Below are 24,830 nucleotides of genomic sequence, written 5' to 3'. Positions count from 1 at the left end.
GCATCGTGACCGAATCCTCAATTAGCTGCGATGCAGAATAAAGAATATCAATTCAGGCGCGATGAGCTCTTCATTGCGGTGCTTTCGCTCGGCTGGGTCGTGCATTCAGAGCCCAAACGGGCCGCTGTGGCGGTTCAATGTGGAGCGCGCATATGAGTGGCGACAACCGTTTCCTCGGGCTGTTTTATCTGTCGCCCTATATTATCGGGCTTTTGATTTTCACAACGCTGCCATTTCTGGCGTCGCTCTATCTCAGCTTTACCAATTACAACCTGCTGGATCAACCGACCTTCACCGGCCTTGCGAACTACATCAAGCTGTTCACCAATGACCGGACGTTCCGCAAGTCGCTTTGGGTGACGCTGATCTATGTGTTCACAACGGTTCCGCTGAAACTTGCCTTTGCGCTCTTCATCGCGGTCATCCTGAACTACAAGCTGAAGGCCATCAACTTCTTCCGCACGGCTTACTATGTTCCTTCCATTCTGGGTGGTTCCATCGCCGTTGCGGTGTTGTGGCGCTACATCTTTGCCGATACGGGCCTCGTCAATATGGGTCTTGCCCTGCTCGGCATTGAAGGCGTCAACTGGTTCGGCGATCCGACCAATGCGCTCTTCACCATCACGCTGCTGCGTATCTGGCAGTTCGGTTCGGCCATGGTGATCTTTCTGGCCGCCTTGCAGAGCGTCGACAACTCGCTCTACGAGGCCGCCTCCATCGATGGCGCGGGTAAGTGGAAGACCTTCGTCCACATCACGCTGCCGCTGATCACGCCGGTCATCTTCTTCAATCTCATCATGCAGATGGTTCAGGCGTTTCAGGAGTTCAACGGCCCCTACATCATCACGCAGGGTGGCCCGCTGAAATCCACCTATCTGCTGCCCCTCTACATTTACGATGAAGCGTTCAAGCGGTTCGACATGGGCTACGCCTCGGCCATCGCATGGGTTCTGTTCGTCATCATCATGGTTCTCACCGTCGTTGCCTTCTGGTCCTCGCGCCACTGGGTCTACTACGCTGGCGATAAAAGGAGCTGATCATGGTCGATCACGCTGTTTCCAACATCGACGCGGCCGCAATGGATGCCGAACAGGCGCGCAACCGCGAGCGTACTCGCGCCCGCATCAGCGCAGCCTTCCGCTATTTCCTGCTGGCAGCCGTCGGCCTGCTGATGCTCTATCCGCTCATCTGGCTGATTGGTGCGTCCTTCAAAACCAATTCCGAGATTTTCAACAATCCCGGCTTCTGGCCTGAGAATCCGACATTGGACGGTTATATTCAGGGGTGGAAGACGTCGACGCCCTACACATTCGGGACGTTTTTCCTCAACACGCTGTGGATCGTTCTGCCGAAGATGATCGGCACGGCCATTTCCTGCACCGCTGTCGCCTATGGTTTTGCGCGGTTTGAATTTCCGGGCAAGAAAATTCTCTTTGCTTCGCTGATCGCAACTCTGCTTCTGCCTAATGTCGTTACTCGCATTCCGCAATATCTGCTGTTTCGCGATCTGGGCTGGCTGGATACCTATCTGCCGCTGTGGGTTCCCTCGGCCTTTGCGGGCGATGCCTTCTTCGTCTTCATGCTGGTTCAGTTCCTGCGCGCCATCCCGCGCGATATGGAGGAGGCCGCCCGTGTGGATGGTGCGTCCACCTTGCAGACGCTTTTCTTCATCGTCGTGCCACTCCTGACACCCGCGCTGATTTCCGTCTGCCTGTTTCAGTTCATGTGGACCATGAACGACTTTCTCGGGCCGCTGATCTACCTGTCATCCATCGAGAAATATCCGGTGTCGCTTGCCCTGAAACTGTCGATCGACACGACGGAGGCCTTCGACTGGAACCGCATTCTTGCCATGTCGGTCCTCGCCATCACGCCCGCTCTCGTCGTGTTCTTCGTGGCGCAGAAATATTTCATCGACGGCATCTCCGCTGGCGGCATCAAAGGATAATCGAAATGGCACGTCTTCAACTCCGCAATCTCGAAAAAGACTATGCATCCTTCCGCGCCGTGCACGGCATCAATCTCGATATCGAGGATGGCGAGTTCATGGTGCTGGTCGGCCCCTCCGGCTGCGCCAAATCCACCACGCTTCGCATGATCGCAGGGCTGGAACGCATCACCGGCGGTGAAATCCGCATCGGCGGCGAACTGGTCAACGACAAGCCACCGGGCGAACGCGGTATTTCCATGGTGTTCCAGAACTATGCGCTCTATCCGCATATGAAGGTGCGCAAGAACCTGTCGTTCAGCATGCGCCTCAAGCGTCGCTCCAAACAGGATATCGAGGAGGCCACGCAGGATGTGTCCGAAACGCTGGAGATACAGGCGCTGCTCGACCGACTGCCAAAGCAGCTTTCCGGTGGACAGGCCCAGCGTGTGGCCGTCGGTCGCGCGCTGATCAAGAAGCCGCAGGTCTTTCTGTTCGACGAGCCGCTGTCCAACCTCGATGCAAAGCTGCGCGCATCCATGCGGGTGCGCATCACCGACCTTCACAAGCGGCTGAAAGCCGAGGGACAACAGGCGACGGTTGTGTACGTCACCCATGACCAGACCGAAGCCATGACCATGGGCGACCGCATCTGCGTTATGAAGGAAGGTCACATCATGCAGGTGGCAGATCCTGTGACGCTTTATAACAAGCCCGCCAATTCCTTTGTCGCCGGCTTTATCGGCAGCCCGGAAATGAACCTCATCGATGCAACACTCGAAAGCGATGGTGCCATCAATATTGCCGGGCAGAAGGTCCAGCTCGGGCCAGAGCTGACCGGGCGGTTGAAGGCGGATGCGCCGAAGGACATCATTCTGGGTGTCCGCCCCCAGCATTTCAGTCTGGCGACACCTGAAACGGCCAATGCGCTCTCTGGAAAGATCAGCCATGTCGAATTCATGGGGCACGAAGTCTATCTGCACATTCAGGCAGGCGCTAACCGCGTCATCGCCGTGGTTCCGGCGCAGGCTTACGATCGCAGGAACCTGCGCGACGAGCAGGTCTGGCTGACGGCGGATGCGAAGTCCGCCCATGTCTTCAGCCGCCAGTCCGGTGAAAACATCAGCCTGGCTTAACGACAAACTTCAACATTGAATTCTTGGGAGGAAAGACAATGAAACGTGCAATCATCATGGCAGCCTTGTTCGCTGCGACCAGTCTGGGCAATGCCAATGCGGCCAACCTGCGCATGTCCTGGTGGGGTAGCGACGACCGCCATCTGGCAACGCAGGAGGCGCTCAAAGTCTGTGGCGCCAAACTGGGCCACACGATTTCGCCGGAATTTACCGGCTGGCAGGGTCATCAGGAAAAGATCGCCACACAGCTTGCCGGTCGCACCGAACCGGACATCATGCAGACCAACTGGCCTTGGTTGCCGCTGTTTTCCAAGAACGGTGACGGTTTTGCCGATCTCAACCAGTTCAAGGATGTGATCGATCTCAGCCAGTGGTCCGATGCCGATCTGCAGAGTGCGACGGTCAAGGGCAAGCTGAATGGCATTCCGGTTTCCACGACCGGTCGTATCTTCATGTACAACAAGACCATCTACGAAAAGGCGGGCATCGCGATTCCGAAGACGTGGGACGAGCTGTTTGCCGCAGCCCCGGTTTTGAAAGCCAAGCTGGGCAAGGACTATTATCCGTTTGAGGCCGCTCCTTCGGAAGGCAACGGTCTCAATGCCCGCATCGTGGTGATTTTGCGCGCCACGCAGATGACCGGCAAGACCTTCATCGACCCTGATACCAACAAGGTGGCATGGTCTGAAGCAGAGCTGGCCGAAGCTTTGAATTTCTATCAGTCCATGGTGGACAAGGGCGTTATCGAATCCTGGAAGAGCTCGTCGGCTGGTGGCAACCGCCCCCTGTTTGAAAATCCGAAATGGGCCAATGGCCGTTACGCCAGCACTTATCAGTGGGATACCACCTACGGCAAGATCGCAGCGCCGCTCGAAAAAGGCCTGGAACTTGTGTCTGCCCACTCCCCGAAATCCGAGGGCGGCAAGAGCGAAGGTATTTATCGCAAGCCATCCATGCTGTTTTCCATCTCGAAGAACAGCAAGGAGCAGAAGGCTGCTGCGCAGGTTGTCAATTGCCTGCTCAACGACCCGGAAGCCGTCGCCATTCTGGGTGCGACCCGCGGTATTCCCTCCAGCAAGATCGCCATCAAGACCTTGACGGATGCGGGCAAGATCAAGCCCGTTCAAGCGGACGCCTACAAGGTGGTCGTGGAATCGGAAGGGCCGAAGGTTTCGCCGCTGATCGAACATCCACGCATCACCGAGGCTTTCGATACCAATCTCGAGGCCTTCGCCTACGGCCAGCAATCTGCCGACGATACGGCTGCGGAAATCATCGCAAGCATCGATGAAGCGCTGGCTGGAATCTAAGAAAGCCCGATGATGACCCACGCCGCCATCCAGCTCATCACCGCCTCGTCACGCACTGCAACCTTCAGCGTGAATGCCGACAGGCATCTTTACGCTCTGGCTGCCTCGCTTGACTGGCATGTCACGGGTATGGGTGGCGACGAGGTCGCGCGGGGACAGACCGCCTCGGTGGTTTTCACCATAGGCGGTCTTGGTCCTGCGCAAGACTATAGGCTGATGATCGACGGCAATGCCTTTGCTTTCACCACCAGGCCCGAAAGCGCCATCATCGATATTCGCGATCATGGCGCGTCCAGCGATAAGGGGGATAATGCGGAGGCATTCGCCAGCGCCGTGGCCGCGGTTCCAGAGAAGGGGACGCTTCGAGTTCCGCCGGGTCGGTGGCATACTGGACCGATCTACCTGAAAAGCAACATGACGCTTCTCCTCGATGACGGTGCCGAACTGCTGGGACTGAGCGATTGGAGCGAGCTTGCGATCTTTCCCGCCCGGCATGCCGATGGCCGCGTGTTGGGCACATGGGAGGGGGTCGCAGAGCCGACATTCGCCAGCACCATCAACGCCATCGATTGCGAAAACCTGACCATCACCGGTCAGGGTGCCGTGGACGGTGGCGGAGATCGGGGCGACTGGTGGACGTGGCCGAAGGAAAGCAGACGGGGAGCTCGACGCCCTCGGACGCTGTTCCTGTCGAATTGCCGTAACCTGACCTTGAGCGGCTTTACCGTCCGCAACTCTCCATCATGGACGGTCCATCCGGTGCTGTGCGAAAGGCTTCTTGCAGCGGATCTGCGCATCGAAAATCAACCGGACTCTCCCAACACGGACGGTTTCAATCCCGAATGCTGCCGCGACGTGCGGCTTGTCGGTCTGTTCATTTCCGTCGGCGACGACTGCATTGCCATCAAGGCTGGCAAGAAGCATCCGCTGGGTGGGCCGAACCGGAAAACGCAGCGGATCGATATCATCAATTGCCTGATGGAGCGCGGCCACGGCGCCGTGGTCATGGGTAGCGAGATGAGCGCTGGCATTTCCGATGTTCATATCAGTCGTTGTCATTTCGTCGGGACGGATCGCGGCTTGCGCATCAAGACTCGGCGGGGGCGAGGTGGCGAAGTGGCCAATATCAGTCTCGTGGATTGCCGTATGGACCATGTTGCGACCCCGGTTGCCGTGAATGCCTTCTATTTCTGCGACGCCGATGGGCGTTCCGACTATGTCCAGTCGCGCGAGCCGTTACAGGTCACGGCAGACACGCCCAACCTTTCAGGTTTCACGCTTCGCAATGTCGAGGTCTCCGGCGCGGGCACCGCCGCTGCAGTGTTTTACGGATTGCCGGAAGCCCCTATCCGCGATGTCGTGATCGAAGATTACTGCGTTGCCTTCGATCCGGATGCCGAGCCGCAAATCGCCGAGATGGCAAGCCATCTGCCCGCGCTCAGGCATGCGGGAATCGTTGCCGAAAACACGGTGTTCAAACTCCTGTCGGGACTTTCTCCAGCATCCATCGATCCAACGAAGAATGACAGAGCACATGCTGACCAGCTACTTTGACGATTACACCAGAGATTACCAATATTATAAAGGCGGATCGTGGTGCTACGAGGACGGCTGTCTCTATCGCGGTCTGATCACGCTCCATGAAGCGACGGGCGAGCAGCGCTGGCTCGACCATCTGATACGGCTCGTCAGCGGGCAGGTCGATGCGCAAAACCGGCTAGCTGGCTACCGTATCGATGAGTTCAACATCGATAATGTGCTGGCCGGACGGGCGTTGGTCCATCTCTTTCATCTGACGGGAGAGGCGAAATGGCTGGAGGCGGCAAAACCGCTGGCCGAGCAGCTGCGATTTCATCCGCGCACACAAGCAGGACCCTATTGGCACAAGCTTCGCTATCCGCACCAGGTCTGGCTTGATGGGCTCTATATGGCGCTGCCCTTTAAGCTGGAATATGCCAAGGCGGCTGGTCTGGACGATATGCGGCAGGACGCTGTGTGGCAATTCCTGACGGCGCTCGAGCTGACCCATGACGAAGCCTCCATGCTGTATCGCCATGGATATGACGAGTCGCGGCTACAGGATTGGGCCGATGATGCAACTGGCCTGTCGCCTGCCCATTGGGGACGGGCAATTGGTTGGCTCGCCATGGCCTTCGTCGACATCATCGATAATCTTCCCCCCGGAGCCGAGCGAGCCGACATCGAACGGCGGGCGGAAAAGCTCGCCTCAGCCATCACGCGACTGCAAACGGTGGATGGGCGCTGGTTGCAGGTTATCGACGCGCCTCAGGTGGGGGGCAATTACGCCGAAAGCTCGGCGACGGCCATGTTCGCCTATTTCTTCCTCAAGGGTGCCCGGCTTGGCATTTCAGGGGTTGCGGCTGAGCCGGGGCATAAAGCTCTGGATTCGCTTGTGACACATGAGATGAAGGCGGATGCCCAAGGCAGGCTGCGGCTGGAAAACATCTGCTGCGTTGCCGGTCTCGGCGGCTTCGAGGGTGTCTATCGCGATGGAACCGTCAATTACTACCTGTCGGAAGTCATCCGGGCCGATGATATCAAAGGCGTCGCGCCCCTGATGATGGCCTATGCCGAAACCCGCCGGGCAGCACGCGAACAGCATGTGGTGAAGGCGGCGGAGTGATCCGCCGCCGCCTGTCGCCGTTACATGCTTTCGTTTCTGGATGAGTGCCAGCGCCACGCCGAGCGGATGATATCTTCCAGCGTATATTGCGGCTCCCAGCCCAGCACTTCGCGCGCCTTGTCGTTATTGGCGACCAGCGTCGTGGAATCACCCTCGCGGCGGTCGGTATATTCGACGGGGAAGGGACGGCCGGAGACTTCAGAAATCGTGTCGAGCAGTTCCTTGACGGTGGTGCCGGTGCCGGTGCCAAGGTTCAGCTCAACCGTTTCACCGCCCGCAAGCAGGTAGTCCACGGCGCGCACATGGGCGTCGGCCAGATCGAGAATATGGATATAGTCGCGCACGCAGGTGCCGTCGCGGGTGTCGTAATCGGTACCGAAAACCTTGAAGCCTTCACGACGTCCCAGTGCCGCCTCGATGGCCAGCGGAATGGCGTGAGTTTCAGGCTTGTGCCACTCGCCGATCCGGCCTTCGAAGTCGGCGCCTGCCGCATTGAAGTAGCGCAGCATCACCGATTTCAGGTCCTTGTAGGTGCTGTAGTCCTTCAGCGCCTGCTCGACCACCCATTTGGTGCGGCCATAGGGATTGATGGGTGCCTGGCGGTGGGTTTCGTCCAGCGGCACCCGTTCCGGCAGGCCGTAGGTCGCGCAGGTCGAGGAGAAGACGAAGGCTTTCACGCCCGCATCCATGGCGGATGACAGCAGCGTCAGTGCACCGATCACATTGTTATCGTAGAATGCCACGGGGTTTTTGACGGATTCGCCGACTTCGATCAGCGCTGCGAAGTGAAGAACGGCTTCCGGCTGGTGCTTGGCGAAAACCTCATCGAGGCGCGCGTGGTCCCTGATATCACCCTGCTCGAAAGGTCCCCAGCGGACGAATTCTTCATGGCCATTGGAAAGGTTGTCGAAAACGACAGGCTCGTATCCACGTTCGGCCAGCAGCAGGCAGGTGTGGGAACCGATATATCCGGCACCGCCGACGACAAGGACTTTCTTCCGCATCCAGCAATCTCTCCATTTACAGATGTGTCGGGAGACTGCGTATCATTTTGGTGGAAGAAGGGCAGCGAGAATTTATCGCGGATGAAAAGAAAGCCGCGTCCTGATGGAAGCGGCTCTCCGGGACATTACTTCTTTTTCTTCAGCGATGTTCGGGTGGCGATGAAGCCAATCGCCATTGCTGTCAGAAGCGAGGTAAACGGCCTCTTGCCGATCACGCCTCCAATCATCGCCTGTGCGGCGATGGGTGCAGCCGCCAGCGGCAGAACAGGGCGCGTTGCGTAGACACGGGGTCTGCGCATGATCGCCAGGCTGATGAGCATGATGACGCCCAGCAGAAACGAAGCGCCTGCAATCACCAGCGCCGCCGGGCCCGCACCCAGTTCCTTGGCAAGATAGATCGAACCGCCAATCAATGCCGCGATGAAGGCAATAGCGAAGAACACGCCTGCAAGGCTCCAGAGCAGAGCCTTGGTTTTTATGCGGCGTGTGACGAGTTGACCCTCTCGCTGGGTGTCTGCGATGTAGAGCAGCAGCGCTTCAATCATGGTGCTGCCTTAGCGCCGTGTGACGATGGCGATAAGGAAGCCTGCCGCGGCCGCGATACCGAGTGCCTGAAGAGGGTTCTTCTGCACCTGATAAGCAAGATTGTCGTTAATGGACTGGATTTCGTGGCGAACGTTGTCGACCGTCTCTTCACCGGCAGCGATCGCGTCGTCTGCAACGCGGCTGGCGCGTGCCTTTACTTCGGACGATACGCCTGCGCCAAGCGCCTTGACGCTACTGGCCAGGTTGGCGAGGTCTTCCCGCAACTGCGCGAGTTGAGCGGATACTTCCGCCGTATCTGCGTTGTCGATGGTCTTGCGTACTTCGTCTTCTACGTTGCGAACCGTCGCCATGATGTTTCCTTTTCTAGAATTTTGGTCAAACGCCGTGTCAGAGATAACCGAGGAAATAAAGAATGAGGATGACAGGTAGCGGGATACCGATGGCCCACAGCATTATGCCTCTCATGTCCCGCCCTCCATTGTCGTTTCGGTCTGGTTCCGCTTCGAACCTTTTCACGGCTCACGCGTAATTTCAAAACGTCTGTTGTTGGCTTTTGTTCCTTCGCCATGGCGGCATGTCGAAAAAAGGCAATTGGTGCAGAATCTGTGCTGCGGGTTTGTTTTCCTGTCACAAGCATCATATAAGGCCCGTCAATCAGACCCGTCTTTGACTTCCATCAACATGTGATCCGCCAATGCTTCAGACGCCATACTATCTCATCGACAAGACCAAGCTTCTTCGCAACATGGAGAAGATTGCCTATGTGCGCGAAAAATCCGGCGCGAAGGCTCTTCTGGCCTTGAAGTGCTTTGCCACTTGGTCGGTGTTCGATTTCATGTCGCAATATATGGATGGCACGACATCGTCGTCGCTTTACGAAGTGCGTCTGGGTCGCGAAAAATTCGGCGGCGAGACGCATGCCTATAGCGTGGCCTATGCCGATTACGAGATCGAAGAGGTCATCTCCAACGCGGACAAGATCATCTTCAATTCCATCGGCCAGCTGGAACGCTTCGCTGACAAGGCATCCGGCATTACCCGCGGTCTGCGCCTCAACCCGCAGGTTTCCTCGTCCACCTTTGATCTGGCCGATCCGGCCCGTCCTTTCAGCCGTCTGGGCGAATGGGATGTGGCGAAGGTCGAAAACGTCATGGACCGTATCTCCGGCTTCATGATCCACAACAATTGCGAAAACGGTGATTTCGAACTGTTCGACCGCATGCTGGGTCAGATCGAGGAGCGCTTCGGCACGCTGCTGTCGCGGGCGGAATGGGTCAGCCTTGGCGGTGGCATCCACTTTACCGGTGACGATTACCCTGTTGATCGCTTCTGTGATCGCCTCAAGGAATTCTCGGAAAAATACGGCGTTCAGGTCTATCTGGAGCCCGGCGAGGCCTCGATTACCAAGAGCACGACCTTGGAAACGACGGTTCTCGACACGCTGTTTAACGGCAAGAACCTCGCCATTGTCGACAGCTCCATCGAAGCGCATTTGCTCGATCTTCTGATCTACCGCGAAACGGCCAAGGTCTCTCCCAACGAGGGTGACCATCCCTACATGGTCTGCGGCAAGTCTTGCCTCGCGGGCGATGTGTTTGGCGAGTTCCGTTTCGAGAACGAACTAAAGGTGGGAGACCGCGTGTCCTTCCAGGACACAGCCGGTTACACCATGGTCAAGAAAAACTGGTTCAACGGCGTGAAAATGCCGACGATTGCCATCAAGGAACTCGATGGCACGGTCCGTGCCGTTCGTGAATTCGACTTTGCTGACTTTCAGCAGAGCTTGTCTTAACAACATCCACAAACTCACCCCTACGGGGAAAAGGAGGCATCACCTGAAATGAAGAAGAACGTTCTCATCATCGGCGCCGGTGGCGTAGCACAGGTCGTGGCGCATAAGTGCGCCCAGAACAGCGATGTATTGGGAGACATTCATATTGCGTCACGCACAGTTGATAAGTGCCGCAAGATTGTCGAGTCCGTACGCGAAAAGAAGAGCCTCAAGACAGACGTAAAGCTTGAGGCCCATGCGCTTGACGCGATGGACATCGAGGCGACGAAAGCCTTGATCGTGAAGACCGGCGTGCAGATCGTCATCAATGTGGGTTCTGCCTTCGTCAACATGTCCGTTCTTCGTGCCTGCATGGACACAGGTGTTGCCTATATGGATACGGCGATCCATGAGGATCCGACCAAGATTTGCGAAAATCCGCCGTGGTACGGAAACTACGAGTGGCAGCGTGCCGCCGAATGCAAGGAAAAGGGTGTTACTGCCATTCTTGGCGTCGGCTTCGATCCGGGCGTGGTCAACGCCTATGCGCGTCTGGCCAAGGATGAATATTTCGACAAGGTGACTTCGGTCGATATCGTCGATATCAATGCCGGCAGCCATGGCCGCTGGTTCTCGACCAATTTCGATCCCGAGATCAACTTCCGTGAGTTCACCGGTGTCGTCTATTCCTGGCAGAACAACCAGTGGCAGACGAACCAGATGTTCGAAGTCGGTCAGGAATTCGATCTGCCTGTCGTCGGCAAGCAGAAGGCCTATATGACCGGCCATGACGAAGTGCATTCGCTGTCCAAGAACATGGACGGCGCAGACGTGCGTTTCTGGATGGGCTTTGGCGACCACTACATCAACGTCTTCACTGTGCTGAAGAACCTCGGTCTTCTCTCGGAAAAGCCGGTCAAGACAGCCGAAGGTCTGGAAGTCGTGCCGCTGAAGGTGGTCAAGGCCGTGCTGCCCGATCCGTCTTCGCTGGCGCCTGATTACGTCGGCAAGACCTGCATTGGCGATGTCGTCAAGGGCATCAAGGACGGCAAGGAAACCGAAGTCTTCATCTACAACGTGGCTGACCACAAGGAAGCTTACGAAGAAGTCGGCTCTCAGGGCATTTCCTACACCGCAGGCGTTCCGCCTGTCGCCGCCGCCATGTTGATTGCGACGGGCGAATGGGATGTGAAGCAGATGGCGAATGTGGAAGAACTTCCACCACAGCCATTCCTCAACATTCTGAACCGCATCGGCTTGCCAAGCCGTATCAAGGATGAAAACGGCGACCGCGCGCTGACATTCTGAGTGCGGAAAAAACGCATAGAAAAGCCCCGCTGGTGCCTGACCCCAAGACGTTTTTCAACGGATAGGGTCAGTTCATCCCGGGGCTTTTCCGTATCTTGCAGTCGAAGCTAAATGATTTGGGAGAACATTTACTTCGCTGCGGCTTTGCGGGGTCGTACCTTCGGCTTTGCAGCCTCTGCGGCAAGAGCAAGTTTCACATCTGCTTTTTTGCGGTGCGCTGGTTTGGTCGCCTTCGAGTTCTGCAACAATGAATATTCGTGTTTGGCCTGCTCCCAGTGGTCGGAATCGCGCCCATGCGGACGCCCTTCATTTTCCCATAAAGTGTAAGCTCTTTTGCTGATCCAATCATTTTCTGAAACCGGCATTTCTATCTCCCGTTAGAATGTCATCAGCCAAGGGACGGCTGTCTGCATGCGCCGGCTGCAACGCTGAACGGAATAGCGCGCCGGTATTTCACCACCTCATTACATGCCATGATTCGCAGGACCGTCAAGTTAATTTGCTGCACTGCAAGAACCGGACTTTTCCCGTTTATCGAGCAATTTCAACGCTCAATCGCCTTCATCGTTGCATCCCGAACGATAAATGTTGCGTGAAGTTCCCGCGACCTTCAAACTGTTGTTGCAGCGCATTGTTTTGGAGGAGCAGCATGATGCAGCAGGGCTTGCCGGGTGATGAGGTCATCATCCAAACACAGGGTCATGCCGGACTTATCCGCCTCAACAGGCCCAAGGCCATCAACAGTCTCAACGAAGCGATGGTATCCGGCATGAAGGCCGGGCTGGATGCTTTTGCACGCAATTCTGATGTAACCTGCGTCATCCTCTCGGGCGAGGGTGAGCGTGGTCTGTGTGCGGGTGGAGATGTGCGACAGATTTATGCGGCAAAATCCGCCAGCCCGGAAGATCGCACCCGGTTCTGGCGGGAAGAGTTCCCGCTGAACTACACGATCTCCCACTATCCCAAACCCTATGTCGCGCTGATGGACGGCATCGTGATGGGCGGCGGTGTGGGTATCTCGGCCCATGGCCGCTATCGCATCGTCACCGAACGGACCCGCCTCGCCATGCCGGAAACCGCCATCGGCTACTTTCCGGATGTGGGCGCGACATGGCTTCTGCCAAGAGCGCCCGGGGAGGCGGGGACATGGCTGGGCCTCACAGGCCGTGAAATCGGTGCAGCCGATGCGATCTATGCGGGACTTGCTGATTATCACGTCGCCTCGCAGCGTCTGCCGGAGCTTGTGCATGCGCTTGCCGACGTCTCATTTGCCGCCGATGTGGGTGCGGTGGTCGAAAGCTTCTCAAGCAAGCCGGATGCCGATGGTATCCTCGCCCCCCATCAGCGCCGTATCGACGCCGCTTTCGGCTTCGATACGATTGAAGAGATCATCGACGCACTTGTGTCGGCTGAGGACAGCTTCGCCAAGGAAACGCTTTCGACCCTGCAATTGCGGTCACCGACGAGCCTGAAACTGACCTTGCGGTTGTTACGGTTGGGGCGTGGCAGTTCCGGTCTTGTCGAATGTCTGGAACGAGAGTTCGCGGCTGGTTGCGAAGTGCTGCGCAATCATGATTTTTACGAGGGGGTGCGGGCTGCCCTTATCGACAAGGATCGCAATCCGAAATGGAGCCCCGCCACGTTGGACGAGGTGAGCGATGAAGAAATTGATAGCTATTGTGTCCCCACCGAGCCACCGCTCTTTCGTGGCCATCGCTTGTGATTTTTTGAGCGCGAAACATATGTTCGAATAGAACTGTCGCGGCGGTAAAACATTCTAAGATCGACTTGCGATGCGTAGGACCATTCCTCGCCTCGTAAGCGCCGCTTCCCTATCTTGCAGTACAATTTGCTGCTGTGGGGAATTCCATGAAACGGATCATGCTTATCGGTGCTGCTGTCGCAGCGCTTCTGTCGACCTCTGCCTTTGCGCAGGAGCCGAAAACGCTTCTCAACGCGTCCTATGACGTGGCGCGTGAGGTGTTCGCCGCCGAAAACGAAGCCTTCGTCAAGGCGCATCCGGGCGTGACCATCGATCAGTCGCATGCGGGCACGTCCAAGCAGGCGCGCGCCATCGTGGAAGGTCTGGAGGCCGATGTCGTGACCTTCAATCAGGTCACCGACATTGATTTTCTGGTGAAGCAGGGCTTCGTTTCCGCCGATTGGCAGAAGAATTTTGCCAATGATGCGTCGCCTTTCTATTCCTTCCCATCCTTCCTCGTGCGCGCCGGCAACCCCAAGAACATCAAGGACTGGGACGATCTGGTGCGTGACGACGTGAAGCTCGTTTTCCCGAACCCGAAGACGTCAGGCAATGCGCGCTACACCTATCTGGCCGCGACCGCCTACGCGAAGGAAAAGTTCAATGGCGATGACGCCAAGGTTCAGGACTTCATCAAGAAAATCTTCGCCAACACGCCCGTATTCGACACCGGAGGCCGCGCCGCTACGACGACTTTCGTGGAGCGTGAAGTCGGCGACGTGCTGATCACCTTCGAGGCCGAAACACGCGGCATTGCCAAGCAGTACGGCAAGGACAAGGTCGAAAGCGTCGTTCCTTCCGTCAGCCTTCTTGCGGAATTCCCGGTCGCCGTCGTTGACAAGGTTGTCGACAAGCGCGGTTCGCGCGCACTGGCGAAGACCTATCTGGATTTCCTCTACACCGAGGAAGGCCAGCGCATTGCTGCCCAGTTCGGCCACCGCGTCCACAACGAAAAGGTCGCCGCCGAGTTCAAGGACCAGTTCCCGCAAATCCGCCTCGTCAACGTTACCGACACCTTCGGCGGCTGGGACAAAATCCAGAAAGAGCATTTCGCATCCGGTGCCGTGCTTGATACGCTTTACGGCAATCGCTAATCGTTAAATCATTGAGATGACATCGACCCGGTGGGCCTCCCGCCGGGTCGCTTTTCCATGATAGGGGACGGGTTTGAGACGTAATGTTTTGCCGGGGCTGCGCTTGTCGCTCGGCGTTACCCTGCTTTATGTCGGCATCATCGTCGTCCTGCCGCTGGCCGCCCTTGTTTTCAAGGCGGCCAGCCTTGGCCCTGCCGAATATTGGGCGATCATCTCTTCGCCACGCGCCGTCGCCAGTTATCGCGTCACCGTGCTCTGCGCCCTTGCGGCCACGCTGTTCAACGTCGTCTTTGGCCTGGCGCTCGCATGGGTGCTGACGCGCTACCGCTTTCCCGGCTGGCGTCTGGTCGATGCTATCGTTGACCTTCCCTTCGCCCTGCCCACGGCTGTCGCCGGTATTGCGCTGACAGCCCTGTTTACCGGCAATGGCTGGTTCGGCTCGATCCTTGCCCATGCCGGTATCAAGGTTGCCTATACGCCACTCGGCATTATCATCGCCATGGCCTTTACCAGCCTGCCTTTCATCGTGCGCACAGTGCAGCCGGTGCTGGAGGATCTGGACCCTGCGCTGGAAGAGGCGGCGCAGTCTCTGGGCGGCTCGGATCTGGAAATTTTCCGCAAGGTCATTCTGCCGCTGCTGATGCCTGCCATTCTCGCGGGCCTGTCGCTCTCCTTTGCCCGCAGCCTTGGCGAGTTCGGCGCGATCATCTTCATCGCTGGTAATCAGCCGTTTTCGACCGAAATCACCTCGCTCCTCGTCTTCATCCGGCTGGAGGAATATGATTATCAGGCCGCAGCAGCCATCGCTTCGGTGCTGCTGATAACGGCTTTCGTCATGCTGGCCGTCACCAACTATCTCCAGACACGCGCCTTGCGCTACACCGTGAGGAGCTAGCCGATGAGTGCTCATGCCTCCCGTCGCAAGCCGCCACGCGTGGGTGACGCCCCCTGGGTGCGTCGCTCGCTGATTGCCTTCGTACTGATTATCGGTGCCTTGCTCGTTGTCGCGCCTCTGCTCATCATCGGCGTCGAAGCCTTTTCTCAAGGGTGGAAGACCTACACGGCGACGATCAATCACCCCGATACGCGGCATGCCATTATGCTGACAGTGATCACGGCGCTGATTGCCGTTCCCGTAAACACCGCCTTCGGCATTGCCGCCGCTTGGGCGATTACCAAATTCGATTTCCGGGGCAGGCGCTTTCTGCTCGTCCTCATCGAAATTCCCTTCTCCATCTCGCCCATCGTGGCGGGTGTGGCCTATCTCTTCGTTTATGGCTTGCAAGGCCTGCTCGGCCCATTCTTCGCAGCTTACGATATCAAGGTGCTGTTTGCCCTGCCGGGCATCGTCATCGCCTCCATGTTCGTCACGGCACCCTTCGTGGCGCGGGAACTGATCCCGCTGATGCAGGCGCAGGGGCGGGATCTGGAGGAGGCTGCCACCTCGCTCGGCGCATCCGGCTGGCGCACGTTCTTTTCGGTCACGCTGCCCAATATCAAATGGGCACTTCTCTACGGCGTCGTCCTGTGCAATGCGCGTGTCATGGGTGAATTCGGCGCGGTGTCCATCGTATCAGGCAATATTCGCGGCCAGACCAACACGCTGCCTTTGCATATCGAACTTCTCTACCACGATTATCAGGCCGCAGGCGCTTTCGCCTCGGCATCCATTCTCGCGGCTCTCGCTGTCGTCACCATCATTGCCAAGGTCGCGCTGGAAAAGCGCGGGGCAGGGCGTGGCGCCAAGAAAACCGCTGCCATTTCGGAGACAACTGCATGAAAATCCGCCTCCAAAATGTGGTGAAAACCTTCGACACCTTTCGTGCCGTGCGGGATGTCTCGCTGGATATCGAAAGTGGTGAGCTGCTGGCGCTTCTCGGTCCGTCGGGTTCCGGCAAGACGACGATCCTGCGCATGGTCGCAGGTCTGGAATATACCGATGGCGGCCAGATTTATTTCGGAGAGGAAGACGCCACCAATATTCCGGTGCGAGACCGCGGCGTCGGCTTCGTGTTCCAGCATTATGCGCTGTTCCCGCATATGACACTTCACGAAAACATCGCTTTCGGCATGAAGGTATCCCGCGTCAAACGCGATAAAGCTGCCATCGATGCGCGCGTCGATGAATTGCTGCGGCTGGTGAAGCTGGATGGTCTGGGCGAGCGTTTCCCGGCGCAAATCTCCGGCGGTCAGCGCCAGCGCGTGGCGCTTGCCCGTGCGCTCTCGGTCGATCCCAAGGTTCTGCTGCTGGACGAGCCCTTCGGCGCGCTGGACGCCAATGTGCGCCGCGATCTGCGCCGCTGGCTGCGCGAAATCCACACCGAACTCGGCATCACCACCATTTTCGTGACGCATGATCAGGAAGAGGCACTCGATCTCGCCGATCGCGTCGTCATACTCAATCAGGGTGAAATCGTGCAGCAAGGCACCCCGAAAGAAGTCTGCCGCCAGCCCAACTCCTCCTTCGTCATGCGCTTTCTGGGCGATGCCAACCGCATTTCCGGCACCGCCCGTGCAGGCAAGGTTTTCGTCGGCTCAGCCGAAGTGCCCTTCGCCTATAGCCAGGCCGATGGCCCCGTCGATATCTACGCCCGTCCCAATGATCTGGAATGGGAAGATTTGCATGATGGCATTCCGGCCCAAGTAACCCGCGTGCTGGACCGCGCAGGGGACCGCCGCGTGATTGCCTCGACCATGGAAGGCGATCTGCTGGAGTTCGACGTGCCGCCCGAAACGGCCGTCGAAGCCGGTGACCGGGGCCACATCGTCATCCGCCGCGCCAAGATTTTCCCGGCGGGTTAAACACTGAGTTCGAACGCCGTCTCGGCCAGCGCTTCGCCATTCACCATCAGCTGTATCAGGTGCAGGCCGGGATAGTGTTTGCGGGTGGTGAAATCCCGGATGGCACGGGTGATGGACAGTGTACAGCCTTCGCCCGGTTGAAGGCTCAACTCTTTCCATTTGAAAATCTTGGGTGAGGTGCCGCCGCCCTTCTTCACATAGTGGACGGCGTAATCGATGACCAGCTTCTGTGGCTTTTCGGATGTTGAGCGAAGCGATGCCGTAATCCGCACATTGCCGCCCAGTGGGAGAGCGTCCGGGCTCACCTGAAACGCCTCTATCGCAATATCCGCTTTCTCATGTGCGCCCAGATGCGCAAGTGCCGACGCGTCGCCCTTCTTCACGAGTGTTCGCAGAGCCTGCCGGATGATCCATGCGGTATGCCTGTTCTCCTTCGGCCAAGTCGCGATACGCTCGAGAACCCACTGCGGATTGTCCTTGGTGATATCGTTCAGATGGTTGGCCACGGATTTGCGCACATAGAGTGCGTCATCGCTTTTGAGGTTTTCAAGAATGGTCGCGACGGGCGAAGGGTCATCAATCAGCGCCTTGATCTGGAACGACCAAGGCAAACGCGGGCGGCAACCTTCGCTCGCCAGTCTGCGCACATGTTCATTTTTATCTCGTGACCATTCCTCCATCGTCGCCAGCGCGCGGGGCATATCGGCGAGGATGAAGTGACGAATGGCGAATTCCGACGAGCCGAAGCGGGTGAAAAATTTGAGCGCATCCATAGAGGCATCGAAATGCTCCAGCCCGTAGAGCGCCACATATTCCGACAGGGAAATCGAGGCAAAGCCGTGGTTGATGCGCGGTGCCAGTGCCATCAGGATTTCGATGTTGCGGGCGTAATCCCCGGGCAGCGTGGCATGAAGACTGGTCGCCACCTGCCGCATGCGCTGCATGATGCCGAGTGTGTCGAGGTCGATCTCTGCCAGTGCCAAAAACGCCTGTTCATCGAATGGCGGATAGACGGCTTTCGTTTCGGCGGCGATGGAGCGCAGACGGTCACGGTTGAAGATTTCCTTCAATGCCGGTGCTGCCGTGACGCTTGCCTCTGCCATCTAAGCTCCTCATTGTTCCTTATTTGTTCTTAAAGGCGAGTGCGAAATTTTGCAAATGAAAAGCCCGGCGTCGCAAAACGCCGGGCTTTAAAATTTTAGCTCAAATCAGCTGGCTATCAGTTCATCTGGCTGACGAAGCGCGTTTCCAGATAAGCGCCGACGGCTTCCGAACCACCTTCCGTGCCGTAGCCCGAATCCTTGATGCCGCCGAAAGGTACTTCCGGCAGAGCAAGACCGTTGTGGTTGATGGTCAGCATGCCAGCTTCAACCTGACGGCCGAGCTCGTGGGCTGTCTTGACCGAGCCGGTGAAGGCGAAGGATGCGAGGCCGAAAGGCAGGCGGTTGGCTTCCGAGATCGCGTCATCGAAGGACTTGAACGTGTTGACGATGGCGACGGGACCAAAGGGCTCGTCGTTCATGATCTTGGCAGATGTGGGAACGTTGGCCAGCACCGTCGGTTCGAAGAAGTTGCCCTTGTTGCCGATGCGCTTGCCGCCGGTCTTCAGTTCCGCGCCGTTGGAAACGGCATCCTGAATGAGCGCTTCCATCGCCGGGATGCGGCGCTCATTGGCGAGCGGTCCCATGGTCACGCCATCTTCCAGACCGTTGCCGACCTTGACGGCCTCAGCGGCTTTGACGAAGCCATCAAGGAACTGGCTGGCAACGCCTTCCTGAACGAGGAAGCGTGTCGGTGCAACGCAAACCTGCCCGGCATTGCGGAACTTCGACATGGCCATGATTTCGACGGCCTTTTCGATGTTGGCATCATCGAAGATCATCACCGGCGCGTGGCCGCCCAGCTCCATCGTGGCGCGCTTCATGTGCTTGCCAGCCAGTGCCGCGAGATGCTTGCCGATCGGTGTGGAGCCGGTGAAGGAAATCTTGCGGATGACCGGGTGCGGGATGAGATATTCGGAAATTTCGGCAGGCACGCCGTAAACGAGGTTGACGACGCCAGCGGGAACGCCCGCATCCACGAAGGCGCGGATGAGTTCGGCAGGCGATGCCGGTGTTTCCTCGGGAGCCTTGACGATGATCGAGCAACCGGCGGCCAGCGCTGCGGAGAGCTTACGCACGATCTGGTTGATCGGGAAGTTCCAAGGCGTAAAGGCCGCAACGGGACCGACCGGAACCTTGATGGCAAGCTGCGAGACGCCGGTTGCGCGGGCCGGGATGACCTGACCGTAGGTGCGGCGTGCTTCTTCGGCAAACCAGTCGATGGTATCGGCAGCACCCATGACTTCCATGGCGGACTGCGCCAGCGGCTTGCCCTGTTCGCGGGTCATCAGCCAGGCAATCGTGTCCTTGCGCTCACGCAGAAGGTCGGCGGCCTTGCGCATGATCTTGGAACGCTCATAGGCGGATGTTTCGCGCCAGACCTTGAAGCCCTTGTCGGCAGCGTCGAGTGCCAGATCGAGATCAGCCTTTTCCGCATGGGCAATCTGGCCGAGGATTTCGTCTGTTGCCGGGTCGGACACGGCAATGGTCTTGCCGGACAAGGCATCGCGCCATTCGCCGTTGATGAGGAGCTTGACGTCGGGATAGCTGTGCATGTGAAATACCTTCGTGACTTGACCGACCGGCACGGTGCCGATGCTTGGCGTTTAATTGCGGTCTCGGAATGTACCGGCGCTGCATGACATGTCGTCCGTGCGGGACAATCGAATGCAGCGATACCGGATATGGCAAATGGATTTGCCAGAGACGATGATGACATCTCTATATTAATTCGCGCGGCGGCGGTTTCAACCGGTCAGCCCATTAAAAAGTATTATTTATTTCGCAATGCAGCAAAACCGGCGACGCGTGGCCGCCGGTCGCTTGATCGTTCAATCTCAGAAAAACGCCTGAATGCCGGTCTGGGCGCGGCCGAGGATCAGCGCATGTACGTCATGCGTGCCTTCATAGGTGTTGACCGTTTCCAGGTTTTGGGCGTGGCGCATGACGTGGTATTCGATCTGAATGCCGTTGCCGCCGTGCATGTCGCGGGCCTGTCGAGCGATATCCAGCGCCTTGCCGCAATTGTTGCGCTTGACGATGGAGATCATTTCCGGGGCCATGCGGTGCTCATCGAACAGGCGACCGACGCGCAAGGACGCCTGAAGGCCAAGCGTGATTTCCGTCTGCATATCGGCCAGCTTCTTCTGGTAAAGCTGCATGCCAGCGAGCGGCTTGCCGAACTGCTTGCGGTCCATGCCATATTGGTGGGCGCGGAACCAGCAGTCTTCGGCGGCACCCAGCACACCCCAGGAAATGCCGTAGCGGGCGCGGTTGAGGCAGCCGAACGGTCCCTTGAGGCCGGAGACGTTGGGCAGCAGCGCATCGTCGCCCACTTCGACACCGTCCATGACGATTTCGCCTGTTATGGAGGCACGCAGCGACAGCTTGCCGCCGATCTTCGGTGCGGACAGGCCCTTCATGCCTTTTTCCAGCACGAAGCCGCGGATCTGGTTGTCATGCGCTTCGGACTTGGCCCAGACGACGAAGACATCGGCAATCGGCGAATTGGAAATCCACATCTTGGAGCCGCGCAGGCGATATCCGCCTTCGATCTTTTCGGCGCGCGTCTTCATGCCGTTCGGATCGGAACCCGCATCCGGCTCCGTCAAGCCGAAGCAGCCGATCAGCTCGCCGGAGACGAGGCCCGGCAGATATTTGTCCTTTTGCTCTTCCGAGCCATAGGCAAAGATCGGGTAGATGACGAGCGAGGACTGCACGCTCATCATCGAGCGATAGCCGCTGTCGATGCGCTCCACTTCGCGGGCGACCAAGCCGTAGGCCACATAGCTGGCTTCGGCAGCACCGTATTTTTCAGGAAGCGTCACACCCAGAAGGCCGGTCTGGCCCATCAGGCGGAAGAGTTCGGGCTCTGAGCTCTCGGACAGATAGGCTTCGTTGATGCGCGGCAGAAGCTCCGATTGGGCAAAGGCCGCTGCCGTATCGCGGATCATCCGCTCATCTTCGGTCAGTTGGTCCTCGAGAAGAAACGGGTCCTGCCAATTGAATGCTGTGCGTTCGCTCACGGTAAATCTCCAAAATTGCTGGTGTGATTATTGGCATTTGGCGGCATCGCGGCAAGCCATGTTTACTCATTTTGCTATTACAGATAGGAATGCGCCATGACCTCGCTCAGCCGCAAACTTCTGCCCTCCACCAGCGCTCTCGCCGCCTTTGATTCCGTGGCGCGGTTGGGCAGTTTTTCGCTGGCCGCCGATGAGCTTTCGCTGACGCAAGGGGCGATCAGCAGGCAGGTTCTGTCGCTGGAAGAACAGCTTGGCGTGCGGCTGTTCGAGCGCGGCGCGCGCGGCGTTTCGCTAACGGCAGAGGGCCAGACCTATGCCAAGGCCATCGGCACGGCGCTGGGCGATATCCGCTCCGCGTCTCTTCATATTATGACCAAAACGCATGGCAACACGCTGAACCTCGCCATGCTGCCGACCTTCGGCACGCGCTGGCTGTTGCCGCGTATTCCCAAGTTCGTGGCCGCACACCCGGAAATCACACTCAATTTCGCCACCCGCATCGGCCAGTTCGATTTCGAAAAGGAAGGCCTCGATATGGCCATCCATATCGGCCAGCCGGATTGGCCAGCGGCGGAAAGCACGTTTCTGATGGACGAGATGGTGGCGCCGGTGTGCAGTCCGTCTTTTCTCGCGCAGCACCCCATTGCCAGGGCGCAGGATATCTCAACCCTGCCGCTGCTGCATATGGCATCGAGACCCGGCGCATGGGATCACTGGTTCCAGAGCCTCGGACTTGGCGTGCAGAATGCACCCGCTATGCGGTTCGAACAATTCTCCAGCGTGGCGCAGGGTTGCATCGCCGGACTGGGCGTGGCGCTGATGCCGCTGTTTCTGATCGATATCGAATTGAAAGCCGGACAACTGGTTGCGGCCTTTGACCACCAGGTCAAAAGCCCAAGTTCATATTACGCCGTCGCCCCGCTCTCGCGCATCAACCACGCACCCGTGGTGCTGTTCAAGCAATGGCTTCTGGCCGAAGTCGAGGCGTTTCGAGACGAAACCGGGCGATAATTTCGCCCTTGTTTTCGGCACTTAGAGTTTTCGCACAAAAATCCACCCGTCCCCGACTCGACAAAAACGTGCATTCGCCTTACGCTGATTAAACGTTTAATCATGCGGGTGGGCAGGCCATGACCTCGGGTCGTGCGGGTGCAAATTTGACGGCGATTGCTGCGGCACTTGGTGTGTCGGCGGCAACCGTGTCCAATGCGCTGTCCGGCAAGGGGCGCGTCTCCGCAGAGCTTTCCGATAAAATCCGCCTCAAGGCCGATGAGCTGGGCTATGTGCCAAGCGTGGCGGGACGTGCCTTGCGTACCGGCAAAAGCGGCGTTCTCGGCCTCGTTTTGCCGGATATCGCCAATCCGCTTTTCCCACAGATCGCGCAGGCCATCGAAAAAGCCGCTGACAAGGCCGGTTACGGCGTGTTGATTGCCGACTCCCATGGCGATGTCGCCAAGCAGACGGACGCCATCAACCGGCTGATCGAACGCGGCGTCGAAGGCATGGTAGTGGTGCCGCGTCGTGGTACGCGCATCGGCAATGTCGATTGCCCGGTCGCCGTCATCGATTCCCCGTCCACACCCGGCAACACGGTTGCTGCCGATCATTGGGAGGGCGGCGTCCAGATCGGTCGTCATCTGGCGGAGCTTGGTCACCGCAAAGTGGTCATCATCGGCAACAATCCTGACTCCAACGTGCAGAACGACCGTGTCGGCGGCATCCGCTCCGGCCTTTCAGGCGGTGCCGAAGCCGAGACGTTGTGGATCGCCTCTCTGGAAAAGCAGGATGGGGCAGGCTGCCCCCTGGGCGTTGCAGCCAAGGTTTCGCAGGGCTTTACGGCGTTTGCCGCCGTCTCCGATCTTCACGCGCTTCGCGTTCTCACCGAATTGCAGCGCGATGGCATCACCGTGCCCGAACAGGCGAGCGTCACCGGTTTCGATGACCTCATCTGGGCACCTGTCGTTACCCCGGCGCTGACCACCATTCGCATGGATATGGTGCGGATTGCCGATCTGGCTGTTACTGCGCTGGTGCGCAGCATCGATGCGGAAAATCCGGCGGACCGCACTGCAACGGGCGGTGTGGTGGCAGATATATCGAAAGTTGCAATGGAAATGGTCATACGCCATTCTTCCGGGCCAAATAAGAAGAAGCAAATAGCAAACAAAACCTCGACAGCAGGAGAACTCACATCATGAAGAAGATCATTTTGGCATCCGGCACGGCGTTGATGCTGTCCATGGGTGCCGCGCAGGCGCAGGACAAGACGCTGACGATTTCCGTCTATGCCTTCGCGCAGGACGAATTCAAGGAACTGGTCTATACGCCGTTCGAAGCCAAATGCGGCTGCAAGCTGGTGGTGGAAACCGGCAACAGCGTCGAGCGTCTGGCCAAGATGGAAGCCAACAAGGCAAGCCCGGTCATCGATCTCGCCATCGTTTCCATGGCTGACGCGCTGTCCGCTGCCCGCAAGGATTTGGTCCAGAAGATCGATACCTCCAAGGTGCCGAATGTCGGTAAGCTCTATGACATTGCCAAGGACCCGAATGGCGATGGCATGAGCGTCGGCGTCAACTTCTACGCCACCTCCATCGTCTACCGCACCGACAAAATGAAGATCGAAAGCTGGGCCGATCTTTTGAAGGACGGCGTCGTCGATCACGTCGCCTTCCCGAATGTCACCACCAACCAGGGCCCACCCGCGCTCTACATGCTGGGCAAGGCCATAGGCAAGGATACGCCTGATCTCTCCGGCGCTATCGAGGCTGTTGGCGAAAAGAAGGACGAGATCGTCACCTTCTACGTCAAGTCTTCGCAGCTGGTGCAGTTGATGCAGCAGGAAGAAATCTGGGCCGCCCCCATCGGCCGCTTCTCCTGGGCACCCTTTACCAAACTCGACCTGCCGCTGGCATGGGCAACACCAAAGGAAGGCCAGACGGGTGGCATGAATGTTCTCATCGTGCCCAAGAACGGCAAGAACGAAGACCTCGCGCTGCAATTCATGGATTTCTGGCTTTCGACGGATGTGCAGAAGGCGCTGGCCGAAAAGCTGGTCGATAGCCCGACCAACAAGGAGGTGAAGGTCTCCGACGAGGTGGCGAACAACATCACTTACGGCGATGAGACGGCGAAAAGCCTCCAGCTTATTCCGTCTGCTTCGACGCTCGATAACCGCGACAAGTGGCTGTCGGAGTGGAATGCGAAGGTTGGGCAGTAATTAAGGTTCGGGCGTGGGGCTACGTGCTGGCGCACGTCACCCCCCTCTGTCCTGCCGGACATCTCCCACTCAAGGGGGGAGATCGACCCGGGGCAACCCGTCCTCTTCCAGTGAGCGTCGCGGTTAGACTGTGACGGCGCGCCCAGCCAATCTCCCCACCTGAGGGGGAGATGCCCGGCAGGG

23 protein-coding genes are annotated in these 24,830 nt (G+C 58.1%); 16 read left to right on the top strand and 7 right to left on the bottom strand.

Features of this window, described 5'->3' with window-relative positions:
• The first annotated feature begins 152 nt into the window (after positions 1-152).
• The 6 genes from ASF29_RS19255 to ASF29_RS19230 are packed head-to-tail and all read left to right on the top strand — an operon-like array spanning position 153 to position 7,017.
• On the top strand, positions 153-1,037 hold the full coding sequence (locus ASF29_RS19255) for a sugar ABC transporter permease (RefSeq protein WP_062452251.1): 885 nt from the start codon (positions 153-155) through the stop codon (positions 1,035-1,037).
• A 41-nt stretch (positions 1,038-1,078) separates the two neighbouring features.
• A complete protein-coding gene (locus ASF29_RS19250; protein WP_156462757.1) occupies positions 1,079-1,948 on the top strand; it encodes a carbohydrate ABC transporter permease in 870 nt (289 codons plus the stop codon).
• 5 nt (positions 1,949-1,953) lie between these two features.
• Entirely contained in the window at positions 1,954-3,063 is a 1,110-nt protein-coding gene (locus tag ASF29_RS19245; protein WP_062452249.1) for an ABC transporter ATP-binding protein, read from the top strand.
• Positions 3,064-3,101: 38 nt separating this feature from the next.
• Positions 3,102-4,373: an ABC transporter substrate-binding protein gene (locus ASF29_RS19240; protein WP_062452248.1), complete on the top strand. Its 1,272-nt coding sequence runs from the start codon at positions 3,102-3,104 to the stop codon at positions 4,371-4,373.
• A gap of 9 nt (positions 4,374-4,382) precedes the next feature.
• A complete protein-coding gene (locus ASF29_RS19235) occupies positions 4,383-5,927 on the top strand; it encodes a glycoside hydrolase family 28 protein (RefSeq protein WP_244473597.1) in 1,545 nt (514 codons plus the stop codon).
• Positions 5,908-7,017, top strand: a complete 1,110-nt coding sequence (locus ASF29_RS19230; protein WP_062452247.1) for a glycoside hydrolase family 88 protein — start codon at positions 5,908-5,910, stop codon at positions 7,015-7,017. The genes ASF29_RS19235 and ASF29_RS19230 overlap by 20 nt, the downstream gene beginning before the upstream one ends.
• 20 nt (positions 7,018-7,037) lie before the next feature.
• On the opposite strand, the gene galE is transcribed toward ASF29_RS19230, so the two are convergent.
• The 3 genes from galE to ASF29_RS19215 form a co-directional block, all read right to left on the bottom strand.
• The gene (galE, locus tag ASF29_RS19225; RefSeq protein WP_062452246.1) at positions 7,038-8,021 is read right to left on the bottom strand and encodes a UDP-glucose 4-epimerase GalE; all 984 of its coding nucleotides are present in this window, start codon (positions 8,019-8,021) and stop codon (positions 7,038-7,040) included.
• A gap of 125 nt (positions 8,022-8,146) precedes the next feature.
• Positions 8,147-8,566: a hypothetical protein gene (locus ASF29_RS19220; protein WP_062452245.1), complete on the bottom strand. Its 420-nt coding sequence runs from the start codon at positions 8,564-8,566 to the stop codon at positions 8,147-8,149.
• Positions 8,567-8,575: 9 nt separating this feature from the next.
• Complete coding sequence (locus ASF29_RS19215; RefSeq protein ID WP_062452244.1) at positions 8,576-8,917, bottom strand: DUF883 family protein; 342 nt, start codon at positions 8,915-8,917, stop codon at positions 8,576-8,578.
• Between the two features lie 344 nt (positions 8,918-9,261).
• Here ASF29_RS19215 and nspC point away from each other — a divergent pair, with 344 nt between their 5' ends.
• Positions 9,262-10,359, top strand: coding sequence for a carboxynorspermidine decarboxylase (gene nspC / locus ASF29_RS19210; RefSeq protein ID WP_062452243.1), 1,098 nt, complete (start codon positions 9,262-9,264; stop codon positions 10,357-10,359).
• A gap of 48 nt (positions 10,360-10,407) precedes the next feature.
• Positions 10,408-11,646, top strand: a complete 1,239-nt coding sequence (locus tag ASF29_RS19205; RefSeq protein WP_062452242.1) for a saccharopine dehydrogenase family protein — start codon at positions 10,408-10,410, stop codon at positions 11,644-11,646.
• Positions 11,647-11,774: 128 nt separating this feature from the next.
• Here ASF29_RS19205 and ASF29_RS19200 read toward each other — a convergent pair whose 3' ends face one another.
• Complete coding sequence (locus ASF29_RS19200; protein ID WP_062452241.1) at positions 11,775-12,011, bottom strand: DUF2934 domain-containing protein; 237 nt, start codon at positions 12,009-12,011, stop codon at positions 11,775-11,777.
• 287 nt (positions 12,012-12,298) lie between these two features.
• On the opposite strand from ASF29_RS19200, the gene ASF29_RS19195 reads away from it, so the two are divergent.
• The 5 genes from ASF29_RS19195 (at position 12,299) to ASF29_RS19175 (ending at position 17,304) form a co-directional block, all read left to right on the top strand.
• Positions 12,299-13,369, top strand: a complete 1,071-nt coding sequence (locus ASF29_RS19195; RefSeq protein WP_062452417.1) for an enoyl-CoA hydratase/isomerase family protein — start codon at positions 12,299-12,301, stop codon at positions 13,367-13,369.
• Between the two features lie 146 nt (positions 13,370-13,515).
• Entirely contained in the window at positions 13,516-14,502 is a 987-nt protein-coding gene (cysP, locus tag ASF29_RS19190) for a thiosulfate ABC transporter substrate-binding protein CysP (RefSeq protein WP_062452240.1), read from the top strand.
• A gap of 73 nt (positions 14,503-14,575) precedes the next feature.
• Positions 14,576-15,397: a sulfate ABC transporter permease subunit CysT gene (cysT, locus tag ASF29_RS19185; RefSeq protein WP_062452239.1), complete on the top strand. Its 822-nt coding sequence runs from the start codon at positions 14,576-14,578 to the stop codon at positions 15,395-15,397.
• Positions 15,398-15,400: 3 nt separating this feature from the next.
• Positions 15,401-16,282: a sulfate ABC transporter permease subunit CysW gene (gene cysW / locus ASF29_RS19180; RefSeq protein WP_062452238.1), complete on the top strand. Its 882-nt coding sequence runs from the start codon at positions 15,401-15,403 to the stop codon at positions 16,280-16,282.
• The gene (locus ASF29_RS19175) at positions 16,279-17,304 is read left to right on the top strand and encodes a sulfate/molybdate ABC transporter ATP-binding protein (protein ID WP_062452237.1); all 1,026 of its coding nucleotides are present in this window, start codon (positions 16,279-16,281) and stop codon (positions 17,302-17,304) included. The genes cysW and ASF29_RS19175 overlap by 4 nt, the downstream gene beginning before the upstream one ends.
• On the opposite strand, the gene ASF29_RS19170 is transcribed toward ASF29_RS19175, so the two are convergent.
• The 3 genes from ASF29_RS19170 to ASF29_RS19160 all read right to left on the bottom strand — a co-directional run bounded on the left by ASF29_RS19170 (position 17,301) and on the right by ASF29_RS19160 (position 21,430).
• Entirely contained in the window at positions 17,301-18,407 is a 1,107-nt protein-coding gene (locus ASF29_RS19170) for a DNA alkylation repair protein (protein WP_062452236.1), read from the bottom strand. The two genes, ASF29_RS19175 and ASF29_RS19170, sit on opposite strands and share 4 nt — an antisense overlap.
• A 116-nt stretch (positions 18,408-18,523) precedes the next feature.
• Positions 18,524-19,960 (bottom strand): NAD-dependent succinate-semialdehyde dehydrogenase, encoded by a 1,437-nt coding sequence (locus ASF29_RS19165; RefSeq protein WP_062452235.1) that lies wholly within the window; start codon positions 19,958-19,960, stop codon positions 18,524-18,526.
• Between the two features lie 282 nt (positions 19,961-20,242).
• Complete coding sequence (locus ASF29_RS19160) at positions 20,243-21,430, bottom strand: acyl-CoA dehydrogenase (RefSeq protein ID WP_062452234.1); 1,188 nt, start codon at positions 21,428-21,430, stop codon at positions 20,243-20,245.
• Positions 21,431-21,526: 96 nt separating this feature from the next.
• Here ASF29_RS19160 and ASF29_RS19155 point away from each other — a divergent pair, with 96 nt between their 5' ends.
• The 3 genes from ASF29_RS19155 to ASF29_RS19145 all read left to right on the top strand — a co-directional run bounded on the left by ASF29_RS19155 (position 21,527) and on the right by ASF29_RS19145 (position 24,647).
• On the top strand, positions 21,527-22,441 hold the full coding sequence (locus tag ASF29_RS19155) for a LysR family transcriptional regulator (RefSeq protein WP_062452233.1): 915 nt from the start codon (positions 21,527-21,529) through the stop codon (positions 22,439-22,441).
• Between the two features lie 119 nt (positions 22,442-22,560).
• Positions 22,561-23,628 (top strand): LacI family DNA-binding transcriptional regulator, encoded by a 1,068-nt coding sequence (locus tag ASF29_RS19150; protein ID WP_062452232.1) that lies wholly within the window; start codon positions 22,561-22,563, stop codon positions 23,626-23,628.
• On the top strand, positions 23,625-24,647 hold the full coding sequence (locus ASF29_RS19145; protein WP_062452231.1) for an ABC transporter substrate-binding protein: 1,023 nt from the start codon (positions 23,625-23,627) through the stop codon (positions 24,645-24,647). The genes ASF29_RS19150 and ASF29_RS19145 overlap by 4 nt, the downstream gene beginning before the upstream one ends.
• Positions 24,648-24,830 lie beyond the last annotated feature (183 nt).

The sequence above is a fragment of the Rhizobium sp. Leaf262 genome, from assembly GCF_001422245.1.
In the GTDB taxonomy this organism is placed as follows: Bacteria; Pseudomonadota; Alphaproteobacteria; order Rhizobiales; family Rhizobiaceae; genus Agrobacterium.
Note: the sequence above shows the minus strand (reverse complement) of the source record. Positions and strands in the feature narration are given on the sequence as shown.

Coding starts and splice junctions, on each gene's coding strand:
- ASF29_RS19230 (WP_062452247.1), top strand. CDS start 5,908: ATGCTGACCAGCTACTTTGACGATTACACCAGAGATTACCAATATTAT.
- ASF29_RS19205 (WP_062452242.1), top strand. CDS start 10,408: ATGAAGAAGAACGTTCTCATCATCGGCGCCGGTGGCGTAGCACAGGTC.
- cysW (WP_062452238.1), top strand. CDS start 15,401: ATGAGTGCTCATGCCTCCCGTCGCAAGCCGCCACGCGTGGGTGACGCC.
- nspC (WP_062452243.1), top strand. CDS start 9,262: ATGCTTCAGACGCCATACTATCTCATCGACAAGACCAAGCTTCTTCGC.
- ASF29_RS19215 (WP_062452244.1), bottom strand. CDS start 8,917: ATGGCGACGGTTCGCAACGTAGAAGACGAAGTACGCAAGACCATCGAC.
- ASF29_RS19170 (WP_062452236.1), bottom strand. CDS start 18,407: ATGGCAGAGGCAAGCGTCACGGCAGCACCGGCATTGAAGGAAATCTTC.
- ASF29_RS19220 (WP_062452245.1), bottom strand. CDS start 8,566: ATGATTGAAGCGCTGCTGCTCTACATCGCAGACACCCAGCGAGAGGGT.
- cysP (WP_062452240.1), top strand. CDS start 13,516: ATGAAACGGATCATGCTTATCGGTGCTGCTGTCGCAGCGCTTCTGTCG.
- galE (WP_062452246.1), bottom strand. CDS start 8,021: ATGCGGAAGAAAGTCCTTGTCGTCGGCGGTGCCGGATATATCGGTTCC.
- ASF29_RS19240 (WP_062452248.1), top strand. CDS start 3,102: ATGAAACGTGCAATCATCATGGCAGCCTTGTTCGCTGCGACCAGTCTG.
- ASF29_RS19250 (WP_156462757.1), top strand. CDS start 1,079: ATGGATGCCGAACAGGCGCGCAACCGCGAGCGTACTCGCGCCCGCATC.
- ASF29_RS19150 (WP_062452232.1), top strand. CDS start 22,561: ATGACCTCGGGTCGTGCGGGTGCAAATTTGACGGCGATTGCTGCGGCA.
- ASF29_RS19175 (WP_062452237.1), top strand. CDS start 16,279: ATGAAAATCCGCCTCCAAAATGTGGTGAAAACCTTCGACACCTTTCGT.
- ASF29_RS19155 (WP_062452233.1), top strand. CDS start 21,527: ATGACCTCGCTCAGCCGCAAACTTCTGCCCTCCACCAGCGCTCTCGCC.
- ASF29_RS19145 (WP_062452231.1), top strand. CDS start 23,625: ATGAAGAAGATCATTTTGGCATCCGGCACGGCGTTGATGCTGTCCATG.
- ASF29_RS19245 (WP_062452249.1), top strand. CDS start 1,954: ATGGCACGTCTTCAACTCCGCAATCTCGAAAAAGACTATGCATCCTTC.
- ASF29_RS19255 (WP_062452251.1), top strand. CDS start 153: ATGAGTGGCGACAACCGTTTCCTCGGGCTGTTTTATCTGTCGCCCTAT.
- ASF29_RS19200 (WP_062452241.1), bottom strand. CDS start 12,011: ATGCCGGTTTCAGAAAATGATTGGATCAGCAAAAGAGCTTACACTTTA.
- ASF29_RS19195 (WP_062452417.1), top strand. CDS start 12,299: ATGCAGCAGGGCTTGCCGGGTGATGAGGTCATCATCCAAACACAGGGT.
- ASF29_RS19165 (WP_062452235.1), bottom strand. CDS start 19,960: ATGCACAGCTATCCCGACGTCAAGCTCCTCATCAACGGCGAATGGCGC.
- ASF29_RS19235 (WP_244473597.1), top strand. CDS start 4,383: ATGATGACCCACGCCGCCATCCAGCTCATCACCGCCTCGTCACGCACT.